We start from the raw sequence: 13,691 nt of genomic DNA, 5'->3' as shown, positions 1-13,691 counted from the left end.
ATGATCGCTTTCAAACGCGACGCAAGTGGCGTTTACCTAGCCGATACCCCCGCGAATGCCCGAGTAGCTTTCCTGTTTCAGGATGCGACACGCACTGACCCGACATTCGATCTGACGGCGGAGAGCTGGACCGATCCGGCGCAGCTTGGGTACGTTGCCTTTTTCACGCCTTCGGCCACACGCGACTGGAAGGCTTTCGAAGCTGGCGTCCGCGATGCCTTTGCTTCCAATACCGGAACACAGATCGGCTGGTTCCCGGAACCGTTGACCGTCGCGCCGATCCTGGTCGCGGTGATGGGACAAGGCACTTCCTCGCCCACGGTCTCGCAATCCTTCTCGCTGGCGTTCAGGCAAAGCGTGACGTTCCAGGTACAGCCGGATCTGTTCGGGTTGTCGACGACGGTCCTGTTCGACGACGCCTCCAACAGCCTGCAGATCGCCAACAGTCAGCCACCGGCCGCTTTGCTTTTGACGGCGACGCCGCCTGCCGGTGCCACGGTAACCTTCTACTCGCAGGCGCCGCATGCCAGCCTGGCACTCACAGGGCCCTATGCCGGCACGGTGAATGCGGCATTCGAACTGGCTGCGACGGACCTTGTTCAGTTCGAGGCCGGCCTGATGTATTTCAGCCCGCCAACTGGCGGCGGGCTGGTCGGCGCATTGAATTATCCAGTCTTCCGCGGCGCCGGTGGAGCGACGACGCCGTTCGGCTTCAACGTCACACTGGACGTGCTTGGGCCACTCGACGCATCGCGCAGCTTCTTCCAGTTCACCGATCCGCTGCTTGGCTCGACTTTCGTCACCGCCAACGGCAAGGCGTTTACCCTCAGCACCGTCAATACAGGCGATATCAGCACGGCGAGCCGGCTCGTCTTTGCCGGCCGGCCGCAGCAATCACCCGGTGAAGAGCGCTATTATTATCTGACGCCGGCGGGCCAATTCGGGCTGGCGCTCGAAACCGGCAGCAACCAGGCCGCGCCTACAGCCACTGAAACCGTACAGATGCTGTGCGGTGTCACCGGCACGGAATTCCTGAGCGTTACCGTGGGCGCAACGCCCGACAAATTGCAGTTCGTGCCGGCACAGCCGGCCTACCGCATCCCGCCAGCGCAGGATTCGTCAACCAGCCCGGCTTTTCTCGATGCCACCGCCACGACCTCGTGGGTGCAGTTGATCGTCCAGCAAGGCAGCTACGTCTCTCAGCCCGAACGCGCACCGCTGTATAAACAGGCGACCGACTCAGTTGCCCTGCTCGGAGATGCGGCGCCCGCCTCCGGCCTGGAGGTCTATGTGCTCGACTACTTCCCGGTCGAGTCCTGGAGCGCGCAGGGAAATGCCCCTTTGGTGCCTCTGGTGCCTTATGCGGGGCTCGATTTCTCGACCGATCCAAACCTGGACGCGGCCAAATACCTGGATATGGAGTCGCGCGCACTCAATCCGAGACGGGCGGGCGGTTTCATCCCCGCGCCAGCACCAAAAGCGGCGACAAAGGCGGCATACACAGCTGCCGCGACGCTCGCCATGACGCCGCAAGGCATGCTGGCCGAGCTCGCCGGCATGCCGCTGGCATGGACGGGATTGCAGATGGCGACCAGCGCCGCCGGCATCCTCGAATTCGCCGACATGGGCCCTTCGATCTGCAAGGCAGTCCAGCAGAACCAGATCTTCACGGTGATCAGCGAGAATCCGGCCAGCGCCGACCCCCTCGGCAAGGGACAGGCCCTGTTCGATTTCTCCGCCGACAAGCTCGAAATCGGCGACTGGACCTTCGATCTCTCATCGGGTGGGTTGGCCGCGCCGGATGGTACGCCGCCGATCTTCATGATGAAGTTCTATCCGGGCGAAACGATCGAGCAGCTCGTCGCCGACACGCGGCTGTGGTCGCAACCCGACACCTTCAACAAGACCTTCACCGCGGCCGCCACACAGGCCTATCTGCAGAAGCTGATCGCTGATGCCAAGGCCAGCGTATTCCCCGAAGGGGGCGGCCAGCCGGACACGACCTCGCTCTACTGGAATTTCTATCAGACCGTTACCAATCCTGCTTTCAACGGCATCCTCGCCGTCAACTGCAACATGCAGCTTGATGAACTGCCGACCGCGGTGCGCGCTGTGCTCGGCGGCATGCAGGATCCGGGCATTGCCGGCTTTCGCGTCCACCATGTCGGCATCGAAATCAACAACACCGATCCATCGCAATCCCTGCCGACGCTGGCCCAGAGCGCAACCTTCGCACTGGTCGACTATGAAAAGGCGGCGAGCAGCGCCGTGCCGGCGGTCGACATCGATTTCGGCTTCGAGGTCGAATATCTGCGCGCGCTGTTCACCAATTCCGAGCTGCGCAGTTTCGCCTGCGAGATCAATCTCACCATCAACAAGCTGTTCAAGGTCGGCGTGAGCCTGCCCCCCAGCCAGAACACGGCTGCCGGGGACGAAACCAATGTCATCGCCATCATGGGCTCCTACCAGGCGCACGCGACCAGCGGCGACGACAGCAGCTCCGGACAAGGGGTCTACTCCTTTGTCGCCCAGGGCGATTTCGTCTTCGACTTTGCCGACAACAAGTTCCTCAAGCAGATCACGCTGAACAAGCTGCAGTTCTCGTTCGACGAGGAGACGCCGGCAGCTTCGCCGAGCAACGGCACCACCACCCATATCAAGGCGCATTTCGGCATATGGGGCGACATCGAATTCAACGAACTGCAGGTGCTGGACCTGTTCTCGTTCGAAAAACTGGTTTTCTCCAATCTCGGCATCGACGTCGGCTTCGACCTGACCATCTACAATCCTTCGGTGCAGCAGCAGCCGTCGACCGACAACCTGTCGCTTTCCTTCGCACCAGGCGACTTGCGACTGGATCTTGGCTCCACTGAAAAGCGCAGCGGCGCCGACAGCCTGCTCGATATGATCCCGTTCAAGCTGCAGTCATTCCTCTATTCGGGCGATGCCGACGAGACGATCGAGAGCCTGAACTATTATTCGCTCGGTTCGCTGCCCGGGCTCGCCGAAAACGGCATCACACTGCAGGACAATTTCAACTACGCGCTGATCTTCGACCTCGATCTCGGTTCGATGGGCGGGTTGGTCGGCTCGCTGTCGGCCTTCAAGTTCAGCGTGCTGATCGGCTGGCTGAGCCCGGAGGACGGCGGCGGACTTGCCTTCGGCATCCAGCTGCCGCAGGTCGACGGCAAGCTCGAAATCAAGATCGAGGGCGTGCTGACCATCTCGATCGAGCAGTTCAACCTCGAATACGCCGCCAACGCCGATCCCAAGATGCTGGTGCTCGGCATGCACAACTGTTTCATCGAGGTTCTGGGCAACCGGCTGCCACCGGACGGCACGATCAGCATCGGCCTGTTCGCACCGACCGAGGGCGCTGACCAGATCGGCTGGATCGGCGCCTACAACCAGGGCAAGGACGGCGGTGGTGGCGGCGACACACAGGAGCTGCTTGCGCCAGGACGAGCGCTCGTCAGGGCCGAGGCGGCGAGCGATGTCCTGGATCTGGTCTATCTCGGGGTCGGCCAGCGGGTCGGTCCCGATCCGACCAATCCGCCTGCGAATTTCGACGCTTTCCTGAAATTCATGCAGGACGATTTCTGGGATGCCCTGCAGAACAAGAAATACTCCGACATCTACCATCCCGACGGCAAGTGGATCATCGTCACCGACTTCAACCTGCTGAAAGTGATCCAGATCGGCTTCGTCTTCTACGACGTGACGCCATTCTACGCCTTGCTGCTGCGGCTGACCGGCGGCGCCGGCAAAGGCGCGGAGATCGAGGTCGTCTACACCAAGATATCCGACACGATCGGCAAGTTCGCAACGGTCTTCAGTCTGCCCGACAGCCTGCGCACCTTCCAGATCGGTGCAGCCTCATTGACGCTGCCGACGTTAAGCGTCGATGTCTACACCAATGGCGACTGGAAGGTCGACCTTGGCTTCCCGGACGGCGACAACTGGAGTGTGTGCTTCCAGGTGCAGGCGCAGGCAGGCCCAATTCCGGTCACCGGATCGGGTGGCTTCTACATCGCCAGCCTGAGCTCGGCCACCGACCCCGACGTCTTCAGGGGCACCTACCAGAGCATCCTTGCCTTCGGCTTCGCCGCACGGCTTGGCGTCGGAAAGGACTTCACCGCCGGACCACTGAAGGCCGGCGTGAGCGTCACCTTCTTCGGCATCATCCAAGGTGCCGCCGGTTATCTTACCAGCGGCGGCGGTGACCTCGCCAAGAAACCCGACGCGCTTTCGTTGCAGGGCCAGTTCGGCATCATCGGCGAGCTTTACGGCTCGATCGATTTCGTCATCATCAAGGCCAGCGTCAATGTCCGCCTGCAGGCTTCGATCGGCATCATCCTGGCGCTCGAACCGCCCAGTGTGCCTGGCGGCGGCAGTGGCTCGATCCTGCTCTACATCGAGGCCAGTGTCAGCGTCAGCGTGACGGTCAAGATCAATCTCTTCCTGTTCTCCATTTCGATCAGCTTCAGCTTCAATGCCTCTTTCCGTTTCGAGTGGCAGTTGGCCGGCTCGTCACCGCAGGCCAGGATCGAGACTTTCGCAGGACTGAGACAGAGACTTCTTGCCAGTGCCGCGCCAAACGTCGGGCTGCTGCCCAATCTGCCGAAGATTCTGCCGATCCTGCTCCTGCCGGAATTGACGGTGGTGTTCCCTGACGCAACGAGCAACGGCGCGCCTTGGCTCGTCACCTCGCTCGGCGTGCAGTATGACGACAACCCGCCGCAGAACCCGACCTATGCCGACTTCAAGCCGTTCGAGGCCGTGACGACGCAGCTCGCCACCTTCGCCGTCATGCACGCACTGAATCTCGCCGCCTATAACTCCGAAGTCCTGCTCGAATTCGATCCGGCCAGCGGCACGCTCGGGTTGAAGGATATCGACAGCGACCCGGCTGCGCTGACCGGCTGGATCGACTATCCGACATTGCTTGGCCAGCTGGCCAATTTCAACGCCACGATCGCCACCCCGACCGCCGGCGCCAAGGCAACGGTGTTTCCGATGCCGCCATTCCTCAACATCGCCACCAGCGGGCGTACGGACGGCAACGGCAACGCGCAGGACCTCTCCTACCAGTTCCAGTCGCAGAACCCGGTCTCGCAGAGCTATCTGCAGACGGTCGATGCCTATTTCAGCCAGCTCTTCGTCAACCAGACATCAAATCCGCCTCAAGCCGATGCGGACAGCGGCACGACGCCGCTGTCGCAGGAGATATTCCTCGATTATTTCAAGGGCCTGATCCGCGGCGCGGTCCACGAGCTTCTGGTGACGATGCAGAATGCCGGGCTGACTTCGTCGCCGCTCGACAAGCTTTTCATCGCAGCGGTTGCCGCGCCCACGCCGGGCGCGCAGACGCGTTTCCAAGGCCTGGCGGGACAGATGTCGAGCGCGCTGCGCGGCGGCGTGCGCCTGCCCTACACCGCCGGCCTCACTGTGCCCGGCGGAGCGGCTTCGACCATCACCAATCCGCTATATGCGCTATTGTGGCAGGAATTCCCCGCAGGTGGTTTCGCCAAGAATGACAGCTACAGCATCACGCTGAGCAATCCCGACAAGACGCAAGGCTGGCTCACCACCAGCGCTTCTTTCTCGCTCACCAAGAACGTCCTTGCCCAGTATCAGGGCCTCACCGAAGCATCCGTTACGGCACCTGGCACCCCGACGCCGATCGCACTCAGTTCGACGGGCCCACAATCCTTCGCACTGGAGAATGCCATCGTCTGGACGCCATCGGGCGCCAGTGCCCTCAGCCTGCGGCCGTTCGCGCCCAGCCTGGCGAAACTGCAGACAAACGAAGGCACCGCCGCCATTCCCGCGCTGATCAAATCGCGCCAGGCGCAAGGCGCCTACATGCCGGACGGCACGCCACTGCCTGCCGGCAACATCACCTTCGCCACCAGAATCACTTTGACGGTCAAGCAGATCCCAGGCGCCACGCAAGGCAGCATGCTGCCGGATGTGTACGCACTCTCCGGCGCCAGCCAGTCGGATGAGGCTCTGCTCGGCCGCATCCTCGACGACCTCCGGGCCGGCGACCGGCCGGTCGACGCGATCCAGATCCTCTATCAGACAGCAGCTGGCACCCCCGGCCTGGTCTCAGCCACGGTCGACGCAGATGCCGTGTTCGCACTGCGCACCAACGCCACGACGGTATCGCAGCCGCCGCAGGGACTGATGGGTTTCGCGTTCGACCTGCCGGCAGGTGTCTCCGTTGGAGCCAGCACCGATGTCACCGATGACGGCGGTTACGGGTTCCTGCAGATCATCCAGCAGGCAACCGTCACCAACGCGCCAGGCTATTACCTGCGCTTCATCGACAAGAGCAGCAACTCGTTGCCGACCGCGCTCTTCGTCAAGGGCGTGGCGCAGCTCACCATGCTGGTCACCTACAAACCCGGCAGCGGCAGCAACCAGAACGGTTCGCCACTGGCAATCCAGCCCTATTACAACGCGGTCGTGCTGGCCGGGACGCAGAACGGCCTCGTCTATTATGCCGAGACCGCCGATCCGGCGCTGGAGACGCGCTATGTCAAGGTCGCGGCCGGCACCTTTGGTGTCGAGCTGACTCGCCCGGAAAGCGTCATGCAACTCAAGACGCCGCCCCGCCTGGCAAAGAGCAAGCAGCTCGGCGCGGCAAGCCACCATGAACGCGATGATGTCATCGAGGCGTTGCGCCTGTCGGGCGTCACCGACGAGACCGAGTTGCATGAAGCACTCGCCGCAGCGGGCGCCGCGCCAGCAGCGCTGAATTCCCTCTACAGCCTGATCACCTACCAGATCCAGGCGACGACAGGCTTCATCCTGAGCAATCTGTCCGCGCCCATCCAGCCGCAGAAGCCCGATCCGTCAGCGACCACCAGCACATACCGCGTCTTCGCGCCGCTCTACAATGTGGCGACCGCCAATATCGGTTCGTCGACGCCCGATCGCTACGCCTCGATCGACGACAAATTCGCGCTGTCGTTCTTCGTCAACGATGCTTTCGGCAACCAGTTGCCGACACCCGCCAGCTACACCGACACCAATCTCTATTTTGATCCGATCGTGCCTGTGGACCAATGGCCAGGCATCCTGTCGACCTACGGCTTCGACGCCTCGAAGGCGAACACGATCGAGATCATGCTGACGCCGAGCCAGGCCGCCTTCAGCGGCATGTCGGCCGACCAGAAGGCTGCCGCGCTCGCCAGTTTCCGCACCATCGAAGACCAGATCAATGGCCCCGGCGTCTCGTTCTATGTCGAGACCAGCCTCGCGCTTCAGGCAGACGGCAGCAGCTTCGCCAACTTCACTGTCTCGGCCGCGGATACCAGCAAGATCGCCACCATGGTCGCGGACCTGATCAACTGGCTGGCCGGCATCAGCACGAATTTCCCGGGCGCTGTGACCATCTCGATGCCGGTGAGCAGCGTTGGCGCGCTGCCGCCACTCTTCGAGATCGTCGTGCTGTTCGGCATCACGCGAAACGCCAACCTGATCTCGCCTTATCTGAAGGACCAGTTCGACACGATCCTGGTGCCGTCGGCCCAGAACGTCGCGACGGGATTTGTTCCGGCTATCGCCGGCGCCAGCAGCATGTCGCAATTCGCTGCCGCCTTTACCGCAGCCTTCCCAGCCCAGAAACTCGCGGTGGGCATGAACGGCACCAATGCCACGTCCGGACAAAAACTGTCGAGCACGGGGCTGGCACGCAAGCGGCTCAAAGCCCTGAAGCTCGCGCAGGACGGAACCGGTGGCGCGCAACAGGGCTCGCAATCGTTGTGGGCCGCAGCAGCATCGCTGCTCGACATCACGATCGGTGCGGCCGGCGCTGGTCCGCGCTTCCTTTCGCCCAAGCCACTCGACAATGTCCTCAACAGCGCCACTGTGCCGCTGCCGACGCTATCGGCGAAGCTGCCTGCACTACCGGCACAGCAGCTGTTCATCGATACCGATCTCGACCAGCTCAACCGGACTTTCTTCCGCGCGGTCGACGACGTCTTGTCTCCAGCTTCGGCGGCGAAAGCCTTCGAGCTTGCGCCGGGCGCCTACGATACGATCGCCATCGGCCGGGAAACGCTGGCGCAGAGATATGCGCAATACGAGGTGGATTGGCTGTTCGGTCCGCAATCGCCGTTCACCGGCACAACGGCGGCGCTGGCGGTAGCTCAGGACGTGTTCGAGCAGCAGATGCGCGCAGCCCTGATGACGGCCTACTCCGTCGATACGATCGTGCAGTACGACGTGACCTGGAACCAGTCCGTGTCGGCCGCCGCCGACGGCAACATCGAGCTTTTCGGCCAGATCGAGGCGGTGCTTTCCGGAAGCTACAGCTGGAGCGGGGCGACACTATCGGCGACGACCAGCAATCCGCATGGCCTGACCGATGGCAGCCGTGTGCTGGTGGTGTTCCAGGCAGGTTCCGGCCAGTTGCCGGCAAACGGTGTCTACGATGTAGACGTCACCGGGGACACGACTTTTACCATCACCATGGCGACCAGCGGCTCCGGCGCCGGCACATTCTCAGCCACACGGCAAAACTCCGGCCTTTCGACCGCGCATGTCGGCATCAGCAGCACAGGCGCCAGTCCGCTGACCTTCCTCTATGGCGATCCCGACGCCGCGGCCGCAGCGGTGGTACCGTTCGACCTGCGCTTCGCTGTAACCAACCTGCAGTATTTCCTGGCTCCGGCGGGTGCGCCGGGCGAAGCACGTCCTTCGATCTGGCTGCAATTGATCGATCCCTACCCCAAGGGTGTGCCGCACATCGGCCCGGCCGATACGCTGACGAGCATACCGGTGGTATATCGCCAATATCCGACACCGCCGACAATGATCAGCCAGACATGGTCGCAGTACACACCGGCATCGGGCTCCGGCAATCCGATCGCCGACGGCGCGGACTGGAGCTACCTCTATACCTATCAGGCGTTCCTCGTTGCCCAGGACCAGATCAACACCGCGATCACCTACAACACCAATCTCAGCGCGGCGTCAGACAACGTACCCAACCGCGTCGGCGAGCTTCCTGGCACCGATGGTCCTTACGACCTGTTCACCGCGCTGGCACGTACGTCGACGGTCTATGGCGCAATCGGTCCGCTGCTGCGCAACCCTGCCGATCCGGCCTGGGCCGATGCCGTCACCGCTTTCGCTACCGCCGTTGGCGAAGTGACCGCCAACAAGGACTGGAATCCCGGCCAGATCCTGGCCGGCGCGCAACGCCTCGCCAACGTCACCGACAGCTACGTCGTCACCGACGCGCTGCAGCCGGACGGAACCACCCGGCTGATCGAGTTGCAGTGGCCGGCCGCACAGGGCGAATCGAGTTTTGCCAATGTTGCGTTGACCGTCACCGCACTCGATCCGTCAAACCTGACGCCATATCCGAAACAGCATGCGGTCCAGCCATCACCCCCGGACGGCCTGCTGTTCGAGGTGGACGATGCGGCGCCTGGTAATTTCGGCGTGGCACATACGATCGAGGTCGATGCACTCAACGTGCTCGCTGCCGAGAACGCACTGGCATCCGTGCAAATCGAGCGCAACCTGATCACACTCGAGGCCGCCGACAAGTCGGCATGGCAAGTGGTGTCGGAGTTTGTCTACAAAACCCCGCAGGTGCGGCCGAGTCAGCCTGTCACGCCGTTCATCGACAACGCGACGCCAATCGACGTGACGACATTGCCGGGCCAAGGGGCCGGCAGTACCTGCCCATCGTCGCCATCGAGCCTGTGCCAGCGTATCTACACCATCATGGCCGACCTTCTGGCCGACCCGACACAGGCAAAGTCGTTGCTCGGCGCGCATGCGGCTGCCAATCTCGCGGATGCGACGACAAGACGAGTGAAGGTGGGCTGTTCCTACCAGTTCCCGCTCCCTGCCGTTGCTGGTGGCGCCTTCGACAGCGCGTCGATCAGCCCGCTGGTTCCGATCGTGCTGGCGCGCTCCTTCGAGATCGATGGCCAGCAACCGGCGCAGCTTGGCGATTTCGCGGCGCTGTTCGCCGAAGCGATAGCCAGCTGGGCTTCCGGCAACAGCATCGTCTTCGGCGCCAACGCAGAGCCGGCCGGGTCGAGGCTGGTGTTCGACATCACGCTTTATGCTGCGCTGAGCGGCGTCAACACGCCAGTGCTGCGCTTCAGCAACCTGCAACTCAAACTGACGGACGTCGACGCCAACTGATCGCCTTTGGCGGCATTTGCGACGGCGTCGCGGAACATGACTGGAAGGAGGGCCGACGTTTTCGAAACCTGATTGCACCGGATCGCCAGCAGGAGAATTGGCTGGGCCTCCGATGACGAGACAAGCGACAGAGCGACGGCAAAATCCGCCGCTCGGCAACTGGCAGGACCAAATAGTCTTAAACCGCAAACCGCGAGGCAAATCGATGGCAACGACCGCGAAATACAACATCCTTGGTGCTAACGCATCCACCACCAACTGGGACGGCTCGCCGCTGACGCTGGCCTACCGCGAAAGCGCGGCGATGCCGCAGACGACCAATGGCTCGATGGTCTTCGCCTATCAGAACACCGCTTCGCTGAACAATGCCGGCAAGCTGGCGCTGACCTCGGGCGGTTCGCAGCCATCATTCCTCAACGCGCCGGCGCTGCTCTCGCAGCCGAGCATCCTCGTCAACAACTGGCAGGCGAACAACCTCAACATCACCAATGTCAGTGTCGCCGCCGCGACGCCGATCTGGATCGAAGCCTTCGGCCCCGGCCTTCCGGGCCAGAAGCCCGTATCCCTTGCCATCAACACCGCGCTGACCATGAAGCCCGGTACGGTTGCGCAAGGCACCTCGACCCCGAACTGGATGCAGCTGACGCTCGGAACCAACACAGGCCAGCTGATCGTCGTTGCCGTCGTCGGCGGCCCGCAGGATGCGTCGGGCAACAACGCCTACGCCATCGCGCTGAACTCGCCCTCCGGCAATACAGGCCCCGGCACGGGGACACCCGCTCCGCAGGGCTACTACGCGACGACAGGCGGCAACAACTACTCGTTCGAATTCAACTGGGGCTCCTCGGTTGTCTACGTGGCGAACATGTCACCGTCGACCGCCTCGTCCCTGACGGCGGAGCTTCTGTCTCTGTGATCGAAACGCGGGAGTCGGCGGCACACGCCGGCTCCCGCAGCAACGCCGGCAAAAGAGGACTTCCGACATGCGCGACATCGTCCCGCAAGGCACCGTCAATGCGGCCTGGAACGGCCTGCCTCAGACGCTCGCCGTGCGCGGCAGCGTGACGATGCCGCAGACGCCGAACGGTTCACTCGTCGTCGGTTATTTCAACCAGTCGCAGCAGAACAATGCCGGAAAGCTCGCCATCACCTCGGGTGGCAGCGATCCGACGATCCTACCGGTTCCGGCACTGGCCCGGATGATCAGCGTCTTGACTGCAAACTGGCAGGCCAACAACCTCACGCTCACGAACATCAGCGTCAATGCCGCGACCCCGATCCTGGTTCAGGCTTTTGGTCCCGGCATTCCCGGCATGCAACCCGGGCCGCTGACGATCGGCACGCCGGTCCAGTTGGCCATGCGTCAGGCCGTGCAAGGGATAACGACACCGAACTGGATGCAACTCGGGTTCAGTTCGAGCACGAGCAATCTCGAGGTTGTCGCCGTCGTGGGCGGTCCCCAGGATCAGTCCGGCAACAACGCCTATGTGATTGCCCTCAATGCACCGGGTGGCGACACCGGCCCGCCACCCCTGCCGGCTCCGCCAGCCGGCTTCTTTGCAACCGCCGCCGGCAACAAATACGCACTGCCTTTCAACTGGGGAGCGGCATCTGTCTATGTGGTCAATCTGTCGCCGCAGACGGCAACTCCTGTGACAGCCCTGCTGCAATCCTTGTAGATTGAGCCTTTGATCATTTTGCAGATGCGCCTCGGCTCGAACGGAAACCATGCCGCCTTCGGAATTCAACATATTCGATCAACCACCGGCGGCGACGGATTGGAATGGCTTGCCAGTGACCTTGGCGGTGCGTCAGGGCGCAACGATGACGCAGACGCCGGCCGGGTCGATGATCCTGGCTTTCCAGAACAGCTCCCCGATGAACAATGCCGGCAAGCTGGCGCTGACCAGTGGCGGCGGCCAGCCGCAGTTCCTGCTGGCACCAGCGCTTGCGCTGCAGCCGACAATCCTGATCAGCAACTGGCAGGCCAACAATCTGAATGTGACCAACATCAGCGCGAACAACAACACGCCGATCTGGATCGCCGCGTATGGCCCCGGCATCGGGGCACTGCCCGTGACGCTGCCGACCACGGGCGAACCCATTCCAGTTCCCGTCAACGGTACACTGCAGGCGATCACCGAGCCGCAATACATGCAGCTTGGCTTCCAGGCCAATTCGGCCAACCTGTGCCTGTTCGCCATTATTGGCGGACCTCAGGATACAAGTGGCAACAATGCTTATGCCATCGCGCTGAACTCGCAGTATGGCGATACCGGCCCCGGCCACCCCACGCCGGCCCCCGCCGGCTACTACGCAACGGCCGGAGGCAACAGCTATTCATTCGACTTCAACTGGGGAGCGTCGATCCTGTTCGTCGCTTTTTTTGGCAGCGGATCGATTGCAAACCAGCCATCAAAGCTGATGACGGCGCCGCCGACGATAAGTTTGGAGGCATTATAGAGCCGTTGACGGCAAGCTGGCGGCTTCACTTCGCCGACAAGCAATCGCTGAAATCCGACGGAGTATTCCGTCTTGTCTTCGGGAAAACTACACCAAAACTTTGGTATGCTTCGATAAAATACGATGTCGGAAAGCCGGTGCGCACGTTATTCTCGAAAAGGCTTGCACAAAGCACATGACTTGCGCTTTGAGAACGATCCGATGGGGCGGATAAATCATGGAAATCGTAGCACTCAGTCATTTCACCGGCTGTGTCGGCAGCGCGTTCGACATCGAGCTTGGAGAGAGTTCGGTAGCGCTTACCTTGGCGGAGGCTCGCCCGTTGCCGGAAACCGGCTTTCCCGGAATGCGACGATCTCCCTTTTCGCTGATATTCCGGAGCGGTTCGCAGGTGGTGCTGCCGCAAAAACTCTACAAGCTGAAAAACACCACCCTCGGCCAGATGGAGATCTTCCTCGTTCCCATCGCCAGGGATAAGGACGGTATCGTCTATCAGGCGATCTTCAACTAGCGGGTCCTGCTGTCGCGGCGGAAGCCCGGGACGCCGCCCACTGCATCTGGATATGTGTATCGCCAGCTTCGGTCTCACAAAAATGCAGGCTGCGATAAAGCGCCTGAGCCCTGGCATTGTGACGCTCGACGTGCAGCAGGATGCCGGACGCCGAACAGGCTCTGGCCCGATGCTGGATCGCTTTCAGCAACGCTTGCCCATTGCCGAGATTGCGCCACTGCGGCAAGAACCCGATATCGATGATGTGCCAGCGCTCGACGCTGGCATCCACATAGAGCCTGCCAATCGGCTCGGTTCCGTGCAGCAACACCAGGAAATCAGCCTCTGCGAACCGCGCCACATAGTGGCGATGCTGCAGGTCGAACTGTCGATCGATGAATGCCCGTTTCATTTCCTGCGGCCAGGAAACCGGTTCCATTTCCTCCATGCGAAAAGACCAGTAGAGCTGGCGCAGGAACACGGTGTCCTCAAGCGTGGCGGCGCGAGATATGCCACGCGGCAATTTGAGCCGGGAATTCTCGCCTGACGGGAACACCGGCAA

General features: G+C 62.1%; 6 protein-coding genes. 5 read left to right on the top strand and 1 reads right to left on the bottom strand.

Annotated elements, in window-relative coordinates:
* The 5 genes from ACFJIU_RS02940 (at position 1) to ACFJIU_RS02920 (ending at position 13,150) form a co-directional block, all read left to right on the top strand.
* On the top strand, positions 1-10,176 hold the full coding sequence (locus tag ACFJIU_RS02940) for a hypothetical protein (protein ID WP_379067348.1): 10,176 nt from the start codon (positions 1-3) through the stop codon (positions 10,174-10,176).
* 205 nt (positions 10,177-10,381) lie between these two features.
* Positions 10,382-11,092 (top strand): hypothetical protein, encoded by a 711-nt coding sequence (locus ACFJIU_RS02935; RefSeq protein ID WP_379067346.1) that lies wholly within the window; start codon positions 10,382-10,384, stop codon positions 11,090-11,092.
* A 67-nt stretch (positions 11,093-11,159) separates the two neighbouring features.
* The gene (locus tag ACFJIU_RS02930; RefSeq protein ID WP_379067344.1) at positions 11,160-11,855 is read left to right on the top strand and encodes a hypothetical protein; all 696 of its coding nucleotides are present in this window, start codon (positions 11,160-11,162) and stop codon (positions 11,853-11,855) included.
* Positions 11,856-12,000: 145 nt separating this feature from the next.
* Positions 12,001-12,639 carry a hypothetical protein gene (locus tag ACFJIU_RS02925; protein WP_379067342.1) on the top strand — a complete coding sequence of 213 codons (639 nt, stop codon included), beginning with the start codon at positions 12,001-12,003 and terminating at the stop codon, positions 12,637-12,639.
* Positions 12,640-12,856: 217 nt separating this feature from the next.
* Positions 12,857-13,150 carry a DUF6916 family protein gene (locus tag ACFJIU_RS02920; RefSeq protein WP_379067340.1) on the top strand — a complete coding sequence of 98 codons (294 nt, stop codon included), beginning with the start codon at positions 12,857-12,859 and terminating at the stop codon, positions 13,148-13,150.
* On the opposite strand, the gene ACFJIU_RS02915 is transcribed toward ACFJIU_RS02920, so the two are convergent.
* Complete coding sequence (locus ACFJIU_RS02915; RefSeq protein WP_379067338.1) at positions 13,143-13,610, bottom strand: GNAT family N-acetyltransferase; 468 nt, start codon at positions 13,608-13,610, stop codon at positions 13,143-13,145. The two genes, ACFJIU_RS02920 and ACFJIU_RS02915, sit on opposite strands and share 8 nt — an antisense overlap.
* Positions 13,611-13,691 lie beyond the last annotated feature (81 nt).

Source organism: Mesorhizobium sp. UC74_2 (assembly GCF_042701485.1).
In the GTDB taxonomy this organism is placed as follows: Bacteria; Pseudomonadota; Alphaproteobacteria; order Rhizobiales; family Rhizobiaceae; genus Mesorhizobium.
Note: the sequence above shows the minus strand (reverse complement) of the source record. Positions and strands in the feature narration are given on the sequence as shown.